Origin of the sequence: Erythrobacter sp. A6_0 (genome assembly GCF_017744235.1) — a bacterium.
Taxonomy (GTDB): Bacteria; Pseudomonadota; Alphaproteobacteria; order Sphingomonadales; family Sphingomonadaceae; genus Qipengyuania.
Genome location: NZ_JAGHQR010000004.1, coordinates 280337 through 301828 on the forward strand (window position 1 = coordinate 280337; position 21492 = coordinate 301828).

Annotated in this window: 21 protein-coding genes; 6 read left to right on the plus strand and 15 right to left on the minus strand. The window is 62.5% G+C overall.

The window, feature by feature from the left end; genetic code table 11:
- The first annotated feature begins 1 nt into the window (after position 1).
- Entirely contained in the window at positions 2 to 895 is an 894-nt protein-coding gene (locus tag J7347_RS12565) for an LOG family protein (RefSeq protein ID WP_067678795.1), read from the plus strand.
- 13 nt (positions 896 to 908) lie between these two features.
- Here the strand turns inward: J7347_RS12565 and thiD are convergent, their stop codons facing one another.
- Complete coding sequence (gene thiD, locus J7347_RS12570) at positions 909 to 1730, minus strand: bifunctional hydroxymethylpyrimidine kinase/phosphomethylpyrimidine kinase (RefSeq protein WP_209162394.1); 822 nt, start codon at positions 1728 to 1730, stop codon at positions 909 to 911.
- Positions 1727 to 3064, minus strand: a complete 1338-nt coding sequence (glmM, locus tag J7347_RS12575) for a phosphoglucosamine mutase (protein ID WP_209162395.1) — start codon at positions 3062 to 3064, stop codon at positions 1727 to 1729. The genes thiD and glmM overlap by 4 nt, the downstream gene beginning before the upstream one ends.
- Before the next feature lie 205 nt (positions 3065 to 3269).
- Here glmM and J7347_RS12580 point away from each other — a divergent pair, with 205 nt between their 5' ends.
- A complete protein-coding gene (locus tag J7347_RS12580; RefSeq protein ID WP_209162396.1) occupies positions 3270 to 3884 on the plus strand; it encodes a superoxide dismutase in 615 nt (204 codons plus the stop codon).
- 78 nt (positions 3885 to 3962) lie between these two features.
- Here J7347_RS12580 and J7347_RS12585 read toward each other — a convergent pair whose 3' ends face one another.
- The 3 genes from J7347_RS12585 to J7347_RS12595 all read right to left on the minus strand — a co-directional run bounded on the left by J7347_RS12585 (position 3963) and on the right by J7347_RS12595 (position 6055).
- Positions 3963 to 5180 (minus strand): AI-2E family transporter, encoded by a 1218-nt coding sequence (locus J7347_RS12585; protein ID WP_209162397.1) that lies wholly within the window; start codon positions 5178 to 5180, stop codon positions 3963 to 3965.
- A 75-nt stretch (positions 5181 to 5255) separates the two neighbouring features.
- Positions 5256 to 5864: a sigma-70 family RNA polymerase sigma factor gene (locus tag J7347_RS12590; protein WP_067678784.1), complete on the minus strand. Its 609-nt coding sequence runs from the start codon at positions 5862 to 5864 to the stop codon at positions 5256 to 5258.
- Positions 5864 to 6055, minus strand: coding sequence for a NepR family anti-sigma factor (locus J7347_RS12595; protein WP_067678781.1), 192 nt, complete (start codon positions 6053 to 6055; stop codon positions 5864 to 5866). Before J7347_RS12595 ends, J7347_RS12590 begins: the two co-directional genes overlap by 1 nt.
- Positions 6056 to 6336: 281 nt before the next feature.
- Here J7347_RS12595 and J7347_RS12600 point away from each other — a divergent pair, with 281 nt between their 5' ends.
- The gene (locus J7347_RS12600) at positions 6337 to 7962 is read left to right on the plus strand and encodes a CHASE domain-containing protein (RefSeq protein ID WP_067678857.1); all 1626 of its coding nucleotides are present in this window, start codon (positions 6337 to 6339) and stop codon (positions 7960 to 7962) included.
- A gap of 169 nt (positions 7963 to 8131) precedes the next feature.
- Here the strand turns inward: J7347_RS12600 and J7347_RS12605 are convergent, their stop codons facing one another.
- Positions 8132 to 8926, minus strand: a complete 795-nt coding sequence (locus J7347_RS12605) for a response regulator (protein WP_209162398.1) — start codon at positions 8924 to 8926, stop codon at positions 8132 to 8134.
- A 208-nt stretch (positions 8927 to 9134) separates the two neighbouring features.
- Here J7347_RS12605 and J7347_RS12610 point away from each other — a divergent pair, with 208 nt between their 5' ends.
- Positions 9135 to 9821 (plus strand): Crp/Fnr family transcriptional regulator, encoded by a 687-nt coding sequence (locus J7347_RS12610; RefSeq protein WP_209162399.1) that lies wholly within the window; start codon positions 9135 to 9137, stop codon positions 9819 to 9821.
- A 261-nt stretch (positions 9822 to 10082) separates the two neighbouring features.
- Here J7347_RS12610 and J7347_RS12615 read toward each other — a convergent pair whose 3' ends face one another.
- Both J7347_RS12615 and J7347_RS12620 read right to left on the minus strand, forming a co-directional pair.
- Entirely contained in the window at positions 10083 to 10511 is a 429-nt protein-coding gene (locus tag J7347_RS12615) for a response regulator (RefSeq protein ID WP_209162400.1), read from the minus strand.
- Positions 10512 to 10649: 138 nt separating this feature from the next.
- Positions 10650 to 11849, minus strand: a complete 1200-nt coding sequence (locus tag J7347_RS12620; RefSeq protein WP_348521626.1) for an N-acetyltransferase — start codon at positions 11847 to 11849, stop codon at positions 10650 to 10652.
- Positions 11850 to 11973: 124 nt separating this feature from the next.
- On the opposite strand from J7347_RS12620, the gene J7347_RS12625 reads away from it, so the two are divergent.
- Positions 11974 to 13080 (plus strand): fatty acid desaturase, encoded by a 1107-nt coding sequence (locus J7347_RS12625; RefSeq protein WP_209162401.1) that lies wholly within the window; start codon positions 11974 to 11976, stop codon positions 13078 to 13080.
- A gap of 10 nt (positions 13081 to 13090) precedes the next feature.
- Here J7347_RS12625 and J7347_RS12630 read toward each other — a convergent pair whose 3' ends face one another.
- The 7 genes from J7347_RS12630 to phaC form a co-directional block, all read right to left on the minus strand.
- Positions 13091 to 13573: a GNAT family N-acetyltransferase gene (locus J7347_RS12630; RefSeq protein ID WP_209162402.1), complete on the minus strand. Its 483-nt coding sequence runs from the start codon at positions 13571 to 13573 to the stop codon at positions 13091 to 13093.
- Positions 13570 to 14667, minus strand: coding sequence for an LPS export ABC transporter permease LptG (gene lptG / locus J7347_RS12635; protein WP_209162403.1), 1098 nt, complete (start codon positions 14665 to 14667; stop codon positions 13570 to 13572). The genes J7347_RS12630 and lptG overlap by 4 nt, the downstream gene beginning before the upstream one ends.
- Positions 14668 to 14685: 18 nt before the next feature.
- Positions 14686 to 15945, minus strand: coding sequence for an LptF/LptG family permease (locus J7347_RS12640; RefSeq protein WP_209162404.1), 1260 nt, complete (start codon positions 15943 to 15945; stop codon positions 14686 to 14688).
- 103 nt (positions 15946 to 16048) lie between these two features.
- Complete coding sequence (locus J7347_RS12645) at positions 16049 to 16546, minus strand: DUF427 domain-containing protein (RefSeq protein ID WP_209162507.1); 498 nt, start codon at positions 16544 to 16546, stop codon at positions 16049 to 16051.
- Positions 16547 to 16574: 28 nt separating this feature from the next.
- Positions 16575 to 16925, minus strand: coding sequence for an ATP-dependent Clp protease adapter ClpS (clpS, locus tag J7347_RS12650; RefSeq protein ID WP_067678760.1), 351 nt, complete (start codon positions 16923 to 16925; stop codon positions 16575 to 16577).
- A gap of 264 nt (positions 16926 to 17189) precedes the next feature.
- The gene (locus J7347_RS12655; RefSeq protein WP_209162405.1) at positions 17190 to 18059 is read right to left on the minus strand and encodes a phasin family protein; all 870 of its coding nucleotides are present in this window, start codon (positions 18057 to 18059) and stop codon (positions 17190 to 17192) included.
- Between the two features lie 105 nt (positions 18060 to 18164).
- A complete protein-coding gene (gene phaC / locus J7347_RS12660; protein ID WP_245174098.1) occupies positions 18165 to 19952 on the minus strand; it encodes a class I poly(R)-hydroxyalkanoic acid synthase in 1788 nt (595 codons plus the stop codon).
- Positions 19953 to 20248: 296 nt separating this feature from the next.
- Between phaC and J7347_RS12665 the strand changes: the two genes are divergently transcribed.
- On the plus strand, positions 20249 to 21430 hold the full coding sequence (locus tag J7347_RS12665; protein WP_067681382.1) for an LL-diaminopimelate aminotransferase: 1182 nt from the start codon (positions 20249 to 20251) through the stop codon (positions 21428 to 21430).
- Positions 21431 to 21492 lie beyond the last annotated feature (62 nt).

Below are 21492 nucleotides of genomic sequence, written 5' to 3' on the forward strand. Positions count from 1 at the left end.
GATGAAAAACGACACGACAGACAAGACCGAGCGCGATCTGAGCGATCGCAAATTCTACCCTGCCGAAGAAGAGGCGAAGTTCGAGAAATCGCAGCCGCGCCAGACGCCGCAGACCGCGCATCCCGCCTACAAGCTGGCATTTCAGGACACCGAATTTCTCCTGCGCGAAGAATTGCGCCCGGTCCGCTTCCAGCTCGAGCTGCTGAAGCCTGAAATGATCTTGGACGAGGCGGGCGTGGGCTCCACACTGGTGATGTATGGCAGCGCCCGCATCCCGCCGCCCGAAGCTGCGGAGACGGCGTTGGAAGGTGCGAAGGACCTGCCTGAAGGCGAGCGCCGTGTGGTCGAAAGCCTGGTCGCGAAGAGCAAATATTACGCCGAGGCGCGCAAGCTCGCCAAGATCGCGACCGAAAAGTCGATTATCGAGAACGGCAAGCGCCAGTTCGTGGTGTGTTCCGGCGGTGGCCCGTCGATCATGGAAGCCGCCAATCGCGGTGCGAGCGATGCGGGCGGCGAAAGCGTTGGCCTCAACATCATCCTGCCGCATGAGCAGGCGCCCAACCAATATGTGACACCCTATTTATCGCTGAACTTCCACTATTTCGCGCTGCGCAAGATGCACTTCCTGCTGCGCGCCAAGGCGGTGGCGGTGTTCCCGGGCGGGTTCGGTACGTTCGACGAGTTCTTCGAGCTGCTGACCCTGATCCAGACCGGCAAGATGAAACCGATGCCGATCCTGCTGTTCGGCAAGGATTTCTGGACTCGCGTCGTCGATTTCGAGGCTCTGGCGGAGGAGGGGACGATCAACCACGCCGATCTCGACCTGTTCCGCTGGTGCGAGAGCGCCGAGGATGCGTGGGAGCATATCGCGGATTTTTACGACCTGAAGCGCTGAAAGCGCGTCCGGCTCAGTCGGAGGAACCCTCCGCCAACCGGCGCACTGCCTGATGGCCCAGCGGGCCGTGGCCGGCGCCGAAGCCGGGCGCGTTCTCGATCGCCGCGAAAGTGAAGGCGCGCGCCATCCGTACCGCGTCGGTCAAGGGCAGGCGATGCGCAAGCATGGTGGCGAGCGCTGCTGAAAGGGTGCAGCCCGTCCCGTGCGTGTGCCGCGTTTCAAGCCGGGCATGGCCGAAGCTCGCGATCTTGCCGCTGGGCGCGAGTACGCGGTCGAGTACCTGATCGCCGGTTTCCGCATGGCCGCCCTTGGCCAGCACCATGACATCGTGCCTGCTTGCCAGATCCAGACCCGCATCGACGATCGCGTCTTCGGCCGGTTCGGTGCGCCCGGTCAGCGCGGCGAGCTCGGGAATATTGGGCGTGACGATCGTGGCGATCGCCATCAGCTCGGCAAATCCGGCGATCGTCGCCTCGTCTGCCAGAGCCGCTCCGCTGGTCGCGACCATGACCGGATCGAACACGATCGGCCCGGCAAAGCTATCCAGTCGACGGGCGAGCGCTCGCGCCGTCGTGGGCGATCCCAGCATGCCGATCTTGATCCCATCGGCACCGATATCGTCGAGGCAGGCGTCCACCTGCGCCATCACGAAATCCGCATCCAGCGCCTCGACCGCGTGGACGCCGAGAGTGTTCTGCGCGGTGACGGCGGTAATCGCGCTCATGCCGTAACCGCCCAGCATAGCGATGGTCTTGAGATCGGCCTGGATTCCGGCTCCGCCCGAAGAATCGGACCCGGCGATGGAAAGAATGCGAGGGGGCGGGGAGGATATCACGCGGCTGCGCGCACCGCGTCGCAGATAGTGTCGACCACGCGTTCGACCTGTTGGGCATCGTCCCCTTCGGCCATTACGCGGATCAGCGGTTCGGTGCCCGAAGCACGGATAACGAGGCGGCCTTTTCCGGACAGCTCGCTCTCGGCTTCGGCGATTGCGCGTTTCACGGCGTCGGCATCGAGCGGAGAGCCGCTTTCGTAACGAACGTTCTTGAGCAGCTGGGGTACGGGATCGAAGACATGCAGCAATTCGCTTGCCGGCTTGCCCGACCAGACCATGCTGGAGAGGACGCGCAGCGCCGCGATCGTCCCGTCTCCAGTAGTGCCGTGATCGAGCAGGATCATGTGACCCGATTGCTCGCCGCCGACATTGAAGCCACCTTCCTTCATCCGCTCCAGCACGTATCGGTCACCGACCTTCGTGCGCTCCAGCGTCAGGCCGCGCTCTGCCAGATGGCGCTCGAGCCCCAGATTGGACATCACGGTGGCGACCACGCCGCCTCCGGTCAGAACACCCTTGTCGGCCATTCGGTCGGCAATCAGCGCCATGATCTGGTCGCCATCGACCGTGCGCCCCTTCTCGTCGACGACGATCAGGCGATCGGCATCCCCGTCGAGCGCGATGCCGATATCCGCGCCGACTTCGACAACCTTGGCCTTGACCGCGTCGAGCGCGGTGGAGCCGACGCCGCGATTGATGTTCGTGCCGTTGGGTTCGACGCCCAAAGTGACGATTTCGGCCCCAAGCTCCCAGATGGCGGAAGGCGCGACATGGTAGGCGGCACCGTTGGCGCAATCGATGACGACCTTGAGATCGTCGAACCGCATGGCCGGGCCCACCGATTGCTTGATCGCGTGGATATAGCGCCCGCGCGCATCCTCGATCCGGCGCGCCCGCCCGATTTCGGGCGCATCGGCGAGAACCGGCTCCTCGTCCATCAACGCTTCGATCGCCAGCTCGTCTTCGTCCGAGAGCTTGAAGCCGTCGGGGCCGAAGAGCTTGATACCGTTGTCTTCGTAGAGATTGTGACTGGCCGAGATCATGACGCCCAGATCCGCCCGCATCTCGCGCGTCAGCATGGCAATGGCAGGGGTTGGGAGGGGGCCGGTCATGATGACGTCCACTCCCGAACTGGTGAAGCCCGCCACCAGCGCGCTTTCCATCATATAGCCGGACAATCGCGTATCCTTGCCGATGACCACGCGATGGCGATGATCCCCGCGGCGGAAATGCCTGCCTGCGGCCTGCCCCACCCGCATCGCCATGGCGGCGGTCAGCTTGCCCGAGTTTGTGCGGCCCCGGATACCATCCGTGCCGAAGAACCTGCGTGTCATGCAAAGCGTCCAAATATGAAAGTTTGTCGGGGCTTCTGCCGCGAAAGGCGTTGGAAGGAAAGGGTGAGAACCGAAATCCGCTTTCAATCGAGAGAGGCGATTACCGGCACGCAAGAAATTGGTTCCGAACGATGCAACAATCATCGCCCAGAAGCGTTAATCGACCATACACCCACAACCAACCGACCAAGAGGGACTTACAAACATGGCATTCAAGCTCACAGACCTGCCCTATGCGGACAGCGCGCTCGACCCGGCCGTTTCGGCGGAAACGCTGTCCTATCACCACGGCAAGCATCATCAGGCCTATGTCGACAAGACCAACAAGGCGATCGAGGGCACGGGCCATGCCGACAAATCGCTTGAAGAAGTGATCGCTGCGGCGCGCGGTAACGATCAGGGCCTTTTCAACAATTCGGCCCAGGCCTGGAACCACGGGTTCTACTGGCATTCGATGGCGGCCGAAGAAGGCAGCATTTCGGACGAATTGCAGGCCATGATCGACAAGGCCTTCGGTTCGACCGAGGAGCTGAAGAAGAAGCTGGCCGAGCGCGGCGCAGGTCATTTCGCCAGCGGCTGGGTCTGGCTCGCCGTCAAGAATGGCGAACTGACGATCGAGGAAACGCATGACGGCGACACGCTGGCCGACAAGGACGGGATCAACCCGCTTCTGACGATCGACCTGTGGGAGCACGCCTATTATCTCGATCACCAGAATAAGCGTCCGGAATATCTCGACGCGGTTCTGGGCAGCAAGATCAATTGGAGCTTCGCCTCGGACAATCTCGCACGCGGCGAAACATGGAAATATTCGAGCTGATCGCGCTTGAGTCCTAACGTAAAAGGCCCGCATCGTATTCGCGATGCGGGCCTTTTGTTTGGCGGCTGCCAATCCGGATCAGGCGGATCGCGTCTCTTCGGATGTCTTTTCGCCCGGCGTATCGCTCACCAAGTCGAACATATCGTTCGCGAACAGCGGTTCACCGAAGACGAAGCCCACCAGGTTCGGACGCCCCGTATGTTCGAACAATGCGGTCAGGATAAGGAGGATCGGAACCGACAGAAGCGCCCCGATCATTCCCCATATCCATGAAAAATACATCAGGGCGATCAGGATCATTACCGGGTTCATAGTGAACCGCGCGCCGAGGATCGATGGAGTAACGACGTTCGCCTCGACGGTGTGAAGGCCGAGATAGGCCGCCGCCGGGATCAATCCGATCAGCACCGTTTCCATCGTCCCGATTCCGAACAGGGCGAGAAGGCCGACCATGATCGTGGGGCCGATATAGGGCAGGAAATTGAGGAGCGCGGCCAGGCCGCCCCACATCACCGGTGCCTCGACGCCGAGGGCCCATGCCCCCAATCCCGCGACGATGCCGACGCAGATGTTGATCCAACCGACGGTCATTACATAGGAGGCGACCCGGTCCTGCACCTCGCGCAGGACTCGCGCGGCCTTCACGCTGGTTCCGAAGGAACTGCGCCCGAACAGCAACTTCTGGCGCAGGCGAACGCGCGCCTCGACCATGAAGAACGCCATCAGGAAGGTCAGGATCGTTTCGATCACGACGCTGGGTGTTGCAAAAGCGAGCTCCTGCAAGAGGCTCGGCGTGGCGACGACGACTTCGCGCCCCTCCTCGCGAGCCATCAGTTCGGCGAGCTGTTCGTTGATCTGCGCGATCCAGCCGAACTGATTGCGCAGATCGGAGAACCGAGCGCCCGCCGTGTCGATCATGGTCGGCAAGCGGTCGAAAAGGACCGTCGCTGGCTGCAGGATCAGAGCCAGCGCAAGAAGCAGGACGCCGAGGAAAATCAGCAGGGCGATGAAGGATGCGAGCACATTGGGAAGGCCCCAGGCCGCCAGCCTGTCTGCCAGAGGCGACAGAATGATGGTGAGCACCAGTGCGGCGGTAATCGGCAGGAACACCACCGATCCGATCGAAAGCACAAAGGGCATCGCGAAGAACAGGCCGAGTCCGATCAGGACGACCAGCGCCGAAATCAGGCGCAATTCCTGCTCGGCGAATCCTTTTCGCCGACCGCGCGAGGTCGTGCGCTCGGTTTCGGCTCCGCTATCGGACGTCGCGCCCGGTCCAACTTCGCCCGTGTTCATGCCTCCGACTGCTCGCCAGCGGGAAGGTCGGTCGAAAACCGCTTGGCATCCTCGAAGGATGCGGCCGCACGGCGCTCAGTTACGCGCGGCAACGCCGTTGCCGGCGGCAACATCGTCCAGCTCTTCAAGAATTGCGCGATGCGCCGCATCGTCGGAAGTGGAGCGGCGCGGGATTGCACCGTCGGCAAGCATCGCGTTTAAAGCGGCGCGGGCACGGCCGACGCGGCTCTTGATCGTGCCGACCGCACAGCCGCAGATATTCGCAGCTTCCTCGTAGGAGAAGCCGCCCGCACCGACCAGCAACAGCGCCTCGCGCCGTTCGGGAGGAAGCGTCAGCAAGGCGCGATGCATGTCGGACAGATGCAGCGGTTCTTCCTGGCCGGCAGGCGCGGTCAGGACGCGTTCCGCGACACCTTCGTCATATTCGCCGCGGAACCGGTTTCGGCGCATATCGGTGAGATAGGCATTGCGCAGGATGACAAAGGTCCAGGCGCGCATCGACGTGCCGGGCTCGAACCGCTCCTGGGCCGCCCACGCCTTTAGCAGGGCTTCCTGCACCAGATCGTCCGCCATGTCGGCGCGTCCGCAGAGACCCCGCGCAAACGCGCGAAGATGCGGAACGACTTCCGTCAGTTCCCGTTTGAAATCGGCCTTTTCCGCGACCGTGCGTGTGTTCGACCCCATCAGTTCTTAGTGTCCAGCTGCGACAGCAGATCCTTGAATTGGTCCGGTATATCCTCGTCGACGACGGAATCGTAAAGCTGGCGCAAGCCAGTTGCCCATTCGGGTCGTTCTTTTCGGTCGGTACGCTTCGCGGTACTGGCAGCACCCTCGGCGGGCGGAACCGCGACGTCTTTGTCCTGTTCGGATGTCATAGGCGAGAAGATAAGTTCCTGTCATTAACGGAGCTGGAGATAGGGAGCCCCGGCGCAGATGTCGATCCCGTGAATTGCGGGGGAACGATGCGCTTTGGGTTTGGTTCCCTATTCGACAGCCCCGACTTGCCGTTCGCTCCTGCGGATGCGAGGACGTTGTGAGGCAGAAACCGTTTTCACGGTGTTCGTTGGAAAACTTGATTTTGGAAGGCAGCGCGCTGGCGAGCAAACGGGAAATCACTAGCCCCGAGACGGGCAAAAGCGGCCCACGGCGATGGCTGGTGACCTATCCCAGGATCATCCCGGTGGCGATCTTTCTGATCATCATCGCTTTGACGGGCTTGAGCGTCTTCACGATCGAGCGTGGCGAACGTGCGCGGGAAGACGCAATGATGGCGCGCACGGCCGGGGCCTTGTCGGCGGTTATGGAGCGCCGCGCATCGGTCAACGCGTCCTATCTTCGCGCAGGCGCAGCGCTGTTTTCCGCACAGGGAACCGTCGATCCCGCGCTCTTCAACCGCTTCGTCGCCGAATTGCGGCTCGATGCGGATTACAAAGGCGCCGAAGGATATGGCTGGGCGCCGGTGCTGCGCCCGTCCGAGGTTCGCGCCTTCGAAGAGGATCTCAACCGCTATCGCGTCGGCGATGTCCGCATTTCGCCCACTCTTGAAGAACAGCCGCGCGATCGGCTTGTGCCGGTACGCTTCCTTCAGCCCGATACCGTGAGGAACCGCAGGGCTCTTGGATACGACATGTATTCTTCACCTGTCCGGCGCGAAGCGATGGATCGCGCGCAACGGTCGTTACGGCCGACGGCCAGCGGTTCTGTCGTGCTCGTCCAAGAAGGAGGAGGGAGCGAGCCCGGCTTTCTGATTTACATGCCCGTATTTTCCGGAATGGGCGATGACCGGACATTGTTGGGCTTCATCTACAGCCCCTTCAATGCGCCCGATTTCCTGAGTTCGGCCGCGGAATTGGTAGATCACGAAGGTTTCGGTCTCTCGCTTTACGATGGGGGGCCTGGCGGGAGCGAATTGCTCGCATCGCTCAAGGGTGGCGATGCGGATGGCCGGGCGGTGGAGCGAGAAGTGAATGTCGCCAATCGCGAAATGCGGCTGGTTGTGCGCGCTGCAGACGATCCGGCCTTGTCGTCGCTTTCGATGATTACGATGCTCTTCGGACTCGCGGTTGCCAGCCTGCTGATGCTGGTCGCGCGACTTCTGACCAAGCAGGCGCTGGAGGATCAGCGCTCGCTCAACTGGTTTGCGGAGCAGAATTCGATCCGCAATTCGCTTACGCGCGAACTCAATCACCGGGTGAAGAATACGCTGGCCAACGTGCTGTCGATCGTCGCGCTGACCCGGCGCCGCGCGGACGATGTGCAGTCCTTCGCCGACGGGCTCGATGGGCGTATCCGCGCACTTTCAGCCACGCACGACCTGCTGACGCAGTCGGAATGGGGCACGACGCCGATCGCATCGGTCGTCGCAGCCGAACTCGCGCCTTACGCGCATGACGAGGCGCATACGATCGTCAGCGAAGGTCCACCGGTGGAGCTTGCGCCGAACGATGCCCTCTCGCTTGGACTGGCGCTGCACGAGCTTGCCACCAATGCGTCCAAATATGGCGCGCTCAGCTGCGAGAATGGGAGTGTCACGATTCATTGGGAACTGACGCCCGACGGTCTGGCGCGCATCGACTGGCAGGAGCGCGGCGGCCCGCCCGTACCGGAAACACGCAAGCGCGGCTTCGGCACCGATCTCATCGAGAAGATCGTTGCCCACGAATTGCGGCATCCGGTCGAGCTCGATTTCGACCCTCAGGGCGTGCGCTGCACGCTCATGGTTCCTGTTCGCGAGCGAGGGGATTTCGAAATACGCGCCGCTCGCCAGATGGACAAAATCTGACTTTCAAGTTTTTCGAGGCTTGATTGGATCGGCGCCCTTTCGGCTCGGCCACTGCTATCGAAGCGCTTTGGAGCCCCCTGCAACCGCACATAAATGACGAAACGGCCGGCGCCCTTCCCGGGGCACCGGCCGTCATTTCGCTATGTTCCGACGCGTCGGAGGCTGACGGTCAAGCCAGCGGGCGGCTCGATCCGAAGAACAGCGCCTGACTGATCGCCGCGCGGACAGTCTGTTCCTGAAACGGTTTGGTCACCAGATAGGTCGGCTCGGGCCGGTCGCCGGTCAGAAGGCGTTCCGGATAGGCCGTGATGAAGATCACAGGCACGCTGCCGATCGCGAGAATATCGTCAACTGCATCGAGGCCGGAAGACCCGTCGGCAAGCTGGATATCCGCGAGCACGAGACCCGGTGTCTTTTCGGCGACCACTTCCTGCGCCTGCGTGCGCGTTGCCGCGGTGCCGCAGATCTCGTGGCCGAGCGAGGTGACGAGATCTTCGAGTTGCATGGAGATCAGCGGCTCATCCTCGATGATGAGCACTTCGGTAGAGGTCTCGCGATCGATTTCCTCCACCGCTTCCTGAACCAGCTTCTCGATGTCCTCTTCGGACACTTCCATGATCTCGGCGGCCTGATCGGTGGAGAAATCCTCCAGCGTTGTCAGCAAGAGGGCCTGCCGGTTCATCGGCGTGATCGCTTTGAGGCGGCCGCTCGCCGCTTCTTCATGCGCATTCAGATCCGAGCCGCTATCGGGGGCTTCCATGTAGGCGCTGCCCCAAACCTTGTTAAAGGCGCGGTAAAGGGGCACTCGTCCACCTTCGAGCGAGGTCTTGAGATCCTCGTCCGCAAGGGCTGCTTCCAGAGTGGCCCGGACGAAGGCATCGCCAGTCGCCTGAGAGCCGGTCAGCGCGCGGGCATAACGGCGTAGATACGGTAAGTTTTTCGCAATTTGATCACCAAGTGACATAGAGACCCCTTCCAAGGAATGCGCGCCTAGAACGTCCCGTTCGGGGGATGGTTCCGTTGCGTCCGCGCTAATGTTGCGCCGCGATTTGACATACATCCCGCTCCTTGGGAATATCGCATTGCAAAAGGTGAGGGAGTGTCCGGTTTCGATGGAAAACGTCGTGCGAACGATGACGTGTGCCCGCTGTCCGCTTCAGGGGAAGCCGGGATTGCGCGAGCTCGAAGGTGATCAGATCGCGTACATGGAGGATTTCAAGACCGGGGAAATCAAACTCGTCAAAGGCGAGGTGCTGATCGAGCAGGGGGCAAAGTTCGAGCAGCTTTTCACGCTGACCGAAGGCGTCATGATGCGTTATCGCTGCCTCGACGATGGGCGGCGCCAGATCGTCAATTTCATGTTTCCCGGCGACCTCGTCGGCTTGCAGAGCGCCTTCGACGAACCTTCACCTCATTCGGTGGAGGCACTACTCGATGCGCGGGTGTGCGTGTTCGAACGCACGCATTACGAAGGCCTGATCGCTAAATATCCGCGCCTCGGATACGATGTGACCTGGCTGGCCGCGAAGGAAGAAACCGCGCTTGAAGAGCATCTAGTCGCTTTGGGACGCCGCTCCGCCAAGGAGCGCGTCGCCTATCTGGCGGTGTGGCTGATCGATCGAGCGAAAAGCGTCGGATTGGCGGGCGAGATGAACCGTCTCCGCCTGCCTATCCGGCAAGCGCAGATCGCGGACATGCTCGGCCTCTCGCTGGTACACACCAATCGTACCATCAAGGCTTTGGATCGCGACGGTCTGGTTTTTTGGCAACCTGGCGAAATTCACGTTCCCGATCTGAAAACCGCGAGAGATTTTGCCAATTTCGAAAGGCGCGAAGGAGGGCATAAGCCCTTCATATAAAAAGAAAATATATCACGCGCGACGGTTTTCGCGATTTTTTCGATCGGCGCGGGAACCGCTTTTGCGGTCGCTCATTATATCCCTGTCACCGCCGAGACCCCCCCTCCCGTCCAAGCGGCTGGTGATACGATCCCGAAAGGCCTCCGTTCAAGAGAACGGAGGCCTTTTTTCTTGTGCGGTTCTTTCAGGAAAAAGAGGCGGAAGGTTTGAGCTGCTAAGGGAGAGCTGCGAGGCGAAACCGCCTGCGGATCGGCTTTCCGGTCAACGCAGGACAGCGCGCAACCGCGAAATCAGGCCGCGTCGCTTGGGTTCTGCCAGGATCCGGATCAGATCCTGCGGATCGTATGGCTTTTCCAGAATGCAGCCGATTTCCGCGATTTCCTCGGGAATATCCTGGGGGGCGCCGGTCGAGAAGACGATTCGCGGACCCGACGGGCCGAGGGATCGTGCCAGTTCTGCGATCGCCCACCCATCGTCGCGATCGGCGAGATGAACGTCGAGGATGATGGCATCGGGCTGTGCGGCCTTGAGCGCGGCCAGCGCCATCTCGGTCGTGGAGCTTACCTCGACCTGTTCGACGCCCGCGTCCCGCAGGGCCATTTCCAGCGACATCGCGAGCACCGCATCGTCTTCCACGACCAGCACATGGCCGGGCAGGGGAGGGGTTGAGATCTGATCCTTGCTGGTCATAGGAAGAAGTCGCGAATCCGTTTCGGGCACGGCGATCCGCACCTCTCCTTTCGAACCAAGCTCGGCCCTACTCGGTTCCCCGCGGCTGGGATTTGCGACTACCATGCGACCAGATTACCTCATCGCTCGCTCAGCGCGTCAGCGGCCTGCGATCGCCTTTTCGAAGACGACATATTCGCGATTGATGCGGCTATCGATGGCATCGGCGATCGCCAGCATGCCTTTGTTATCGTCGAGAATCCAGCCGATCTCGCCGCGTACGGATCCGAAGTTTTCCGTCGCGCTGCGGCGGATGCGCTCGATCATCATGAAAGCGAGCTGGCTTGCCATCCGCGAATTCTGAAGCTCGCGCCGGACGCCCATCAGGGGCACGCGCATGTCCGCACCCGTCGGTTTTTTCAGCCAGCGCAGCATTTTCAACCAACCGAAGGGCAGGAGGCGGCCCCCGATGCGCTTCAGCACGGCGTTCATGTCGGGAAAAGTCAGCATGAAGGCCACCGGTTCGCCATCGACTTCGGCGATCATGTTGAGTTCTTCGTGTACGATCGGCTTCATCTTCTTCGCCGCATAGGCGATTTCGCGATCGGTGAAGGGGACGAAGCCCCAATTGTCCGACCAGGCATTGTTGAGGATGGCGAGCACGATAGCGAGATCGGCGTCCCAATTTGTCTTGTCCACGGGGCGGACGGTGATGCGCGCATTGCGTTCGCCGGACTGGATGATCCGGCGGATCAGGGGCGGAAATTCCTGCGTGATGTCGAGTTCATAGGTCAGAAGCGACTTTGCCGGTCTGTACCCTGCCGTTTCGATCCAGTCGCGATAATGGGCCGGATGGTGGCCCATCAGCATAGTGGGGGAATGGTCCTGCCCTTTCACAAGCAGGCCCGGCTCTTCCCAGATCGATAGCGAGATCGGGCCGAGCAGGCGATCCATTCCCTGCGCGCGGTTCCAGGCTTCCGCCTGCGCCAGAAGTGCGTGGGCGACCTGTTCGTCCGCAGCGTCGAAATACCCGAACAGGCCGGTTCCGGGGCCCATCCCCTGTTCGGGCGGCAATTCGAGCGCCAGCTCGTCGATATGGGCGGAGATGCGCCCGACTGCAGTCTCGCCGCGATAGGCGATGAAGAGGGCCACGCGCGCATGCCCGAAGAACGGATTGCGATCGGGATCGATCAGTTCGAGCTGTTCGGACCGCAATTGCGGCACCGAATGCGGCTCGGCCTGAGCGAAGGCACGCCCCAGATCGACGAATTCGGCCCGTCCGGCCTTGCCCGATACCGGGCGGATCACTATTTCGCCTGCCGTCACGGCGCGGACCTTTCGATAGGATGGGTCGATCACTTTAAAGGCGTTCAGCCAAGGTTCGCCCCTGCTGCCCCAACCAGCATCGTGTCAAGACGCCCGCTCGCTTCCCGGCCTTACCGGCCGCCTTGCGAGTTCGGCGCACTTTCGGATAGATCGTAGCATGAATTTTCAGCAAACCTTCAAGCCAGGCCAGTCCGATCGCAACGCGGCGCAAGCGCCGGAGGCGTCGACGCCCGTCGCTCGCAAACCTGTCGAGGACGACAAGGCGATGCTGCGCGCCGCGCGCGATCTGACCAAGGATATCGCTGAGGCCAATCCGGCAATCTACTGGACCGACATGCTGGCCTCCGCCCTGATCGGCTATGGTGCGCTGGCCGGTGCGATACTGGTCGACAATGTCGCGGCGGCCGTCGCGCTTGGCGCGATAGCGGCGCTCGCGCTGTATCGCGCGCTGCTGTTCATCCATGAAATCTCCCATTTCCGGCGCGGCGCCATGGCGCGCTTCGGCGCGGCGTGGAACGTGCTGGTCGGCATCCCACTGCTGACGCCGTCCTTCATGTATGAGGGCGCGCATGTGATCCACCACAAGCGCACTCAATACGGCACGGTAGAAGATCCCGAATACCTCCCGCTGGCGCTGATGAAGCCGTGGACGCTACCGCTGTTCGTCATCATCGCGCCGTTCGCCACGGTCGGATTGCTGTTCCGGTTCGCCGTGCTGGTGCCGCTGGGTGCCGTCATCCCCGCCGTGCGCCGCATGACCTGGGCGCGGTTTTCCGCACTCTCCATCAATCCCAAGTTCCGCCGCCGCCCGGTGGAGGACGATCTGCGCCAGAAGGTATTCTGGCAGGAGCTGGGCGGAGCCATCTGGGCCTGGACGCTGATCGCCAGCGTGTTCCTGCTGGGCTGGAAACCGATCCTGATCGCGTTCGCCGTGTTCTCCGTCGTCGCGACCGTCAATCAGCTGCGGACGCTGGTGGCGCATCTGTGGGAGAACGAGGGCGAGCCGATGACGGTGACCGCGCAATTCCTCGACAGCGTGAATGTGCCGCCGCCGGGGCGGATCGCGGAATTGTGGGCGCCGGTGGGCCTGCGCTATCATGCGCTGCATCACCTGATGCCATCCATGCCCTATCACTCTCTGCCCGAAGCGCATCGCCGCCTCGCCAGCGAACTCGGCGAGGGATCGACCTATCATGGTGCGAACCACCCCGGCATGGCCTCGCTGGTGGCTCGGATCACGCGGAGCACGATGGCGCGCCGCTAAAGCCCGTGGCTCAATCGAGCAGACGCACCATCGCGCAGCGATCGGGCGCGAGCGTCTGCTCGGGATTCTCGTTCGCTATCTCGACGAAGCCGTGCGCTGCATAGAATGGCGCGTTCCACGCAATGTCGCGCCAGGTGGTCAAAGCGATCGCCTTGAAGCCCGAATTGCGGGCATCGATCGCCAGCGCTTCCAGCAATGTCGCTCCGATCTGTCTGCGCTGCCAAAGGTGCGCAACGCCGAGTTCGTGAAGGTGCAGTTCGCGGCCCGATGGAGCGGCGGCGGCGAAGCCGATCACCTCGTCATGCACGACAGCCGACAGGCAATGGCCGCGTCGGATCAGGCGGGCATAGTCCTGTGCGCTCTGCGCGGGAGGGATCTCCATTCCCGCCAGCTCGGGCGCGGCGCGCAGGATTTCGGCTGCATCCTCCTCGACCCGGTGGAAACTTTCCGCATCGTCCAGGCGTGCGAGGCGAAGCGACCATTCGGCGCTCATTCCTCGGTCCGGATCAGCACCGTCTCGCCGAGGAGAAAGAACAGCAGGAAGGGCGCCCAAGCGGCAAGGTAGGGCGGATAGCCTCCGAAATTGCCCATGGCGAGAGCGGCGTTGTCGACCACGAAATAGGCAAAGCCCAGCGCCATCCCGATCAAGGCGCGCACGAACAACTGCCCCGATCGCGCAAGACCGAACGCCGCCACGGAGCCCAGCAGGGGCATCAGTACGGCAGAGAGCGGCCCGGACAGCTTGTGCCACCATTTGGCGCGCAACTCCGCCGTACGCCGTCCCGCCGCTTCGTAGCGGTCGATGGCCGCAGACAGGTTCCAGAAGGACACGGTATCGGGATCGACCTGGGCGAGATCGACCTGTTCGGGCGTCAATGCTTCGCCGACCACGATCTCCGGTATCTCCTGCGCGCCGGCGCTGGCGACTTCGAAGCGGGTCGCATCCTCCAATCGCCATCCGGGGGCGGCATAGGTGGCAACGGGCGCGCGAATCTGTTCCACGATCGCGCCTTCGGGGCTGCGGCGATACCAGGTGACCTGGCGCATCCCGATCGCCTCGCCACTGCCCGCCACGGCAGCGGCGGTGAGAATGTCGGTTCCGTCGGTCAGATAGACATTGGTGCGCACATTGCTCGCTTCGGGGATGGGTCCGAATTCGTTCGCCTCCCAAGCCTTCAAGGTCGCGGTCGCACGCGTCACGACGCGCTCGTTGAAGGCGAAGCTGATCCCTGCGACCACGAGCGACGTCAGAAGGAAGGGTGCCAGCACCTGATGCGCGGACAGGCCCGCTGCCTTCATTGCCACGACTTCGCTGTTCTGATTGAGCCCGACCAGCGCGATCAGCGTCGCGAGCAGGACCGAATAGGGCAGGAAGCGAGCGACCAATTGCGGAATGCGCAGCCCGGCATAGGTCAGCAATTCGGCCTGGCCATTCCCTTCGACCGCGAGGATCTCGCCGCTGCTGGACAGCAAGTCGAGCATGAGCAGGACGAGCACCAGCATCACCAGCACTGCGAGGATGCGGGTGACGAACATCTTGGCGAGATACAGCGTCAGCGTGCGCGAGGGAAAGAAGTCGAATTGCATGGGTCTGGCCGCAGCGTCCTATTCCGCCGGTATCGGATCGGGCAAGGTCTGGTCGGCGGGCGCCGAAGCCTCGGTCCCGCGCCGCGGTTGCTTTCGCCCGAAGAGCCGGCCGAGCCGCTTGGCGATCTTGGCGAACCAGCTTTCCAATGCGCCGATCGCCTGCCCGCCCGGAACATGCGCCACCTGATAATACATCCAGCCGATCAGGGCTGCGAAAAGGACGAATGGGCCCCACAGCGCCAGGACCGGATCGAACCGGCCGAGTGCGGCCAGATCCTCTCCGTACTGGTTTATCTTGTGGTACGAGACGACCATCACGATCGACACGAACACGCCCAGAGCACTGGTTGATCGTTTCGGCGGAATGCCCAGCGATACCGCCAGCAGCGGCAGCAGCGCCATCATCACCACTTCGACCAAACGGAAGTTGAAGCTCGCCTGGCTGGCATCGCGGCGGGCCTCGCTCTCGCCCGAATTCCACCCGATGCGCAGCAATTCGGGCAGGATGAATTCGCGCTCCGCATCGCCGCGGGCGCGGAATTCCTCGATCGCGGGCAGGTCGATGGGGAGATATTGACGCGTAAAGGCGAGGACGCGAGGGCTCTGATTGCCGGTGTCCTGAACGATGGTCCCGTCGTCGAGCCGCAGGATGATCGTGTCCGGACTGTCTGTCGTGGCGAGAAAGGCGCCCTCGCGCGCACTGATCGACAGGATCTGTCCCTTGTCGTTGGAAACGCGGGCGAAAATGCCCTTCAACCGGGTTCCGTCATCCTCGCTTTCCTCGATGCGGAGCGCCATCCGGTCCGCCAGCGTGGTGAATTCGCCCACCTTGATCGAGGCGCCCAGCGCGCCCGAGCGCAATTCGTATTCAAGCTGCTCGTAATAATAGCGACTGATCGGCTGGACGTAGAAGACGAGCGCCACGTTTACCGCCATCAGCACCGCCGTGATGATGTAGGGCATCCGCAACATCCGCCCATAGCTCATCCCCACGGCGCGCAGCACGTCGAGTTCGCTGCTGGTGGCGAGTTTGCGGAAGGCGACGAGGATCCCAAGCATCAGCCCCAGGGGTATCGCGAGGCTGGCATATTCCGGGATGAGCGCGCCGAGCATCTTGAAGACGACACCGACCGGGCCGCCTTCGACAGCGACGAAATCGAACAATCTCAGCATCTTGTCGAGCGTCAGCAGCGATGCGGCGAGCGCGAACACGCCCAGCATCGGCACGACGACGAGCTTGAAGATATAGCGATCGATGCTGGGGACGAAGTTGAACACTAGGGGCCTGGCTATCGTTCGGGGGACGCGATAGCCCTAGCGCGCTTTGCCGCGAGGGTCATGTGCAAAGGCACTGCAACAGGGTCGCGCCCACCTCGCATCGCTACCAGAACCGGCTGCCGGGCACGCCCTTGAACGGCCCCGCTTCGCGCGAGGTGATCCAGCCGCCGTAAAACCCACCCGGTTGCGGCACGACCTGTTCGCCATCGACCAGGCATTCCTCGAACGGATCGGAATAGAAGGCGATGTGGCCCGCCACGGGAGCAAAGGACGATGTCGGATCGGGATAGGACCAGCCGACGCCTTCGAACCGATCGCCGGCGATCGCGACGTCCCAATAGCGTGCCTGACCCTTCCATTCGCACAGCGACCGGCGCGCATTGGGCGACAGCAGATCCATCGCGATATCGGATGGCGGCAGATAATAGGTGGGGGGATGGCTGGTTTCGAGCGTCCGCCAGGCTGCATGCGTATCGGCGAGGACCACGCCCTTGTGGCGGATTACGATATGGCGATCGGTCGGCTCGGCAATGGCGGGGCGGGGATAGTCCCAGACGCTTTCCTGGCCCGGACCGGGCGCGTCGGGATCGGGATGGCCCATCATCGCACCGATCCCTGATCGTCGTCCTTCACGCCTTTTCGAGCGTGCACTGGAGCGGATGCTGATTCTGGCGGGCGAAATCCATCACCTGGTTCACCTTGGTTTCCGCCACCTCGTACGGGAAAATGCCGCAGACGCCGACGCCGCGTTGGTGGACGTGCAGCATCACGCGCGTGGCTTCTTCCATGTCCATGCGAAAGAACCGCTTCAGCACGATCACGACGAATTCCATCGGCGTGTAATCGTCGTTCAGCAGCAGAACCTTGTACTGGCTGGGCTTTTTGGGCTTGGTGCGCGTCTTGGTCGCAAGGCCGACGCGGCTTTCCCCGTCGCCTTCGTCGCCGCCCGGGCCATTCTGGCCGTCATCGTCCCCCGCCATCCGGAAGGGTAGGGCGGAGAGGCGGGCGGAGGCCGCAAGGGGAGAACGCAAGGATCGCATGACAGCTCGCATATCGTATCGATTGCGCGCTTCGCAAGTCGTGGCGCGATGCGCCGTGCTGTTTGCGCGCGATTTACCGGGTAGGCCGAGGCCCCTCCGGACAAAAGAACGGGCCGGGAGGCATAACGCCACCCGACCCGTTGTCGCGACGCTCCCGGGCGGGAGAGAGAGGAGAGAGGCCCGGGAACGAGGAGCGCGTTAAGCTTAGGCGGCCTTCGAGAACTTCTCGGTGGCGACGCTGGCGCGGCTCGAAATCGGCGCGAACGCTTCGTTGACCAGCTTCATCATCATCTCGGTGTTCTTCGAGGTGGTGGCGACCATCGCGTCGAAATTGCGACGGGCGATCTCGCCCTGCAGCTGGAAGAATTCGGTCGGCGACTTGATCGCGGCCATCTTCTTCACATCGTCCTGCACGGTGTCGGCAGCGGTCTTGGCTTCTTCGACATAGGTGCGGCCCATGTCCTGCATGCCCGAAGCGAGGATCTTGCCCGATTCGACGAGGGCTTCGATGTTCGCCTTGTGGAAGTCGGTGACCTGCGAAGTCATTTCGCCACCCTTTTCGAAAGCGGCCTTGGCGCGGGTCTGCATCTGCGCAGCCATGTCCTTGGCGGTGGCGGTGTAGTCGGTCTTGGTGTTCTTGGCAGTGGCCATGATTTTTTCCTTGAGTTGGGTGACGGAGGGGCGGGCGGTGTTGCGCGCAGCCGCCTTCTTGGTTGTTTTTTCAGCGGGTTTCGAACCGGCAGCCTTCTTCGGCCTACGCTTCTTCGCGGGCGCCTTCTTGGCAGCGGCCTTATTGGCGGGGGCCTTATTGGCGGGGGCCTTTTCAGCAGCAGCCTTCGCAGGCTCCGCCTTTTCGGCTTCTGCCTTGGCGGCCGGGGCCGATGCCTTGGAATCGGCCTGCGCCGGTTCTGCGGCGACGGCTTCGGCAATCGCGGACGGCTTGACCGCAGCGGTCTCGTCGGCGGAAACCGCCTTCTCGACAGCCTTGACGTTCACGTCGTCGGCTTTCTTCTGCGCCGCGTCGGCAAACGCCTTTTCCGCGGCAGCATCGATTTTGCTCTGACCTTCGGCCATCGGTAACCTCACTTTGTTGCATTGCACAAATAGGGTGCAGGGCAACAAAGGTCAAGCGGTTTTTGTGCAGTGCAACATTTCTGCTTCGAGAGGCTCCGGTGCGGCCTATCGCGTCATCACATAGCGTCCCGGCGCATCCTCGATGCCCGCATCATTCTTGCCGCCGGGTGCGCGCTTGCCCTTGGCAGGAACCGTCCGGCCATCCTGATCGCGCAGCCACTCGATCCAGTCGGGCCACCAGCTGCCCTTGTGCTCGGTCGCCCCGGCAACGAATTCTTCCAGCGAGGCGGGATCGCCCTCGTTGATCCAGTACTGGTATTTACCGGAGTCGGGCGGATTGACGACGCCCGCGATATGTCCCGATCCGGCCAGCACGAAGCGCAGCGGCCCCTTGAAGTGATCGGTGATCTTCCAGACGCTGGCGGCGGGTGCGATATGATCCTCGCGCCCGGCCTGAACATAGGTCGGCGTTTCCACGATGCCGAGATCGACCTTGGTCCCGTCGACTTCCATCCGGTCCTTGTCGACCAGCCGGTTGTCGCGATAGAGATCGCGCAGGTAATCCTGATGCCATTGCGCGGGCAGATTGGTGACGTCGCCGTTCCAGTGCAGCAGGTCGAACGCCGGATAGTCCTCACCCAGCATGTAATTGTTGACGACGTAGTTCCAGATCAGATCGGTGCCCCTCAGCAGGTTGAAGGTCGCCGCCATGTACCGCCCGTCGAGATAGCCTTCGGGCGACAGCGCCTGGATCGCGGCGAGCTGCTGATCGTCGACGAAGTGCAGCAATTCGCCGGCCTGTTCGAAATCGACCTGCGCGGTGAAGAAGGTCGCGCTCCTGACCTTGTCCTGCTCGCCCCGGCGATGCAGCAGCGCCAGCGTCGCCGCCAGCGTGGTCCCGGCCACGCAATAGCCGATCGCGTTCACCGCTTCGACATCGAGGCGTTCGCGCACATGGTCGATGGCATCGATCTGCGCCCGCACGTAATCGTCCCAGACGACATCCTTCATGCTGGCATCGGCCGATTTCCAGCTGACCATGAACACCGTCACGCCCTGCGCGACGGCCCAGCGCACGAAGCTCTTCTTCTCGTTCAGATCGAGGATATAGAAGCGGTTGATCCACGGCGGGAAGATGACGAGCGGGGTTTCCAACACCGTGTCGGTGGTGGGCGAATACTGGATCAGCTGGAACAGATCCGTTTCGTAGACGACCTTGCCCGGCGTGGTCGCGATGTTCTCGCCCAGCGTGAAGGCGTCGGCATCCGTGTGGCTCAGCTGGCCGCGCCTGAGATCGGCGAGCAGGTGCTCCATCCCCTTGACCAGATTTTCCCCGCGCGTTTCCAGCGTGCGTTCGAGCACGACCGGATTGGTCATCGGGAAATTCGCCGGACTCGCCGCTTCGGTGATGGCGCGCGTGGTGAAGCGCAATTGCTCACGCTTGTCGGGGGTCAGACCGTCCATATTGTCGACCATGGCGAGCGCCTGTTCGGCTAGGAACAGATAGGTCTGGTGGATCAGCGCGAAGGCGGGATGGGCGCGCCAGCGCGGATCGGCAAAGCGCTTGTCCTTCAGGGGAAGATCGGGCTCTCCATCCTGCGCCTCTGCCGATTTGGGGCCGATCCCGTACTGGCCCAGCACGTCCTGCCACAGGGCGAAACCCTGTTCCCAAAGCGCCTTTTGCTGTTCGGCCTGCGCCAGCGGCATCTGGCGGTACCAGCTTTCCGCAACGCTCATCCAGCGGGCCGGATCGAAGAACGGCATCATCGCCTGCGGGTCGCCCATGCGTTCCTGCTGGTATTGCAACCACATGCCCTGCAGCTTGGTGCCGACTTCGGCCCAGTGCTGCATATCCTGCGCGGACATCGCGGCATTGCCATCGGTCCCCGCCATCGGGACGAACGAAGGATTGAGCATCGGAGCGAACATCGCCTGGGCAAGGCCGGCGGGGTTATCGTACAGGGCCGTGAAGGCAGTGCCGTCGAAAGGGTTCGGCGCTTCGGTCTTGTCGGTCATCACAGCTCCGCTCGTTCTGATTGCACGCTTGTGGGACAAATGCGCGCTTGTCGCCTGTGTAGAATATTCCGGCGCGCCCTGCCTAGGGTGAGTTTGCGCGAGGCCTTCAAGCAGCTAAGCATGGCAGTGTCGAAACGCCCGTTTCGCATTCGTATTCGCCATCGGAGGATCGCTTGGCCGAGGAATTCTACCGTATCAAACGCCTGCCGCCCTATGTGATCGCGGAAGTCAACGCGATGCGGCACGCGGCGCGGCGCGAAGGGCGCGACATCATCGATCTGGGCATGGGCAATCCCGATCACCCGCCGCCCCAGCATGTGATCGACAAATTGTGCGAAGTCGCGGGCAAGCCCAGCGCACATGGCTATTCCCAGTCCAAGGGCATTCCCGGCCTTCGCCGCGCGCAGGCGAATTATTACGGGCGCCGCTTCAACGTCGATCTCGACCCCGAGCGCGAAGTGGTCGTCACGATGGGTTCGAAGGAAGGCCTGTCGAGCATGGCGACCGCGATCATCGCGCCGGGTGACGTGGTTCTGGCGCCAAGCCCGAGCTATCCCATCCACACATTCGGCTTCATCATCGCGGGCGCCACTATCCGCAGCGTGCCGACCACGCCTGACGAGAAATACTGGCAGGCGCTCGACAATGCGATGGCCTATACGGTGCCGCGCCCGACCGTGCTGGTGGTGAATTACCCCAGCAATCCAACCGCCGAGACGGTCGATCTGGCCTTTTACGAACGGCTGGTCGCCTGGGCGAAGGAGAACAAGGTCTGGGTCCTGTCGGACCTCGCCTATTCCGAGCTTTATTACGACGGCAAGCCTACCCGATCGATTCTGGAAGTGCCGGGGGCGAAGGACGTTGCGGTCGAATTTACCTCCATGTCCAAGACCTATTCCATGGCCGGATGGCGGATGGGCTTCGCGGTGGGCAATCCCGAACTGATCGGCGCGCTGACGCGGGTGAAGAGCTATCTCGATTACGGTGCCTTCACGCCGATCCAGGCGGCGGCCTGCGCGGCGCTGAACGGGCCGCAGGATATCGTCGAGGAAAACCGCCGCCGCTATCAGCACCGGCGCGACGTGATGGTGGAAGCCTTCGGGCGCGCGGGCTGGGACATTCCCGTGCCGCCCGCCAGCATGTTTGCCTGGGCGCCTCTGCCGCCGGGCTTCCACAATGTCGGCAGCCTCGAATTTTCCAAGCAATTGCTCGAACATGCGGGCGTAGCCGTGGCGGCGGGCGTGGGCTATGGCGAAGAGGGCGAAGGCTTCGTCCGCATCGCCATGGTGGAGAACGAACAGCGCATCCGCCAGGCGGCCCGCAACGTGAAGCGGTTCTTGGCGGAGCGCGGCTGAACAGGCCGGGCGCTTACCCCTCCGAAGCGGAGCTTTCCGCGCCCGCACGGCTCATCCGACCT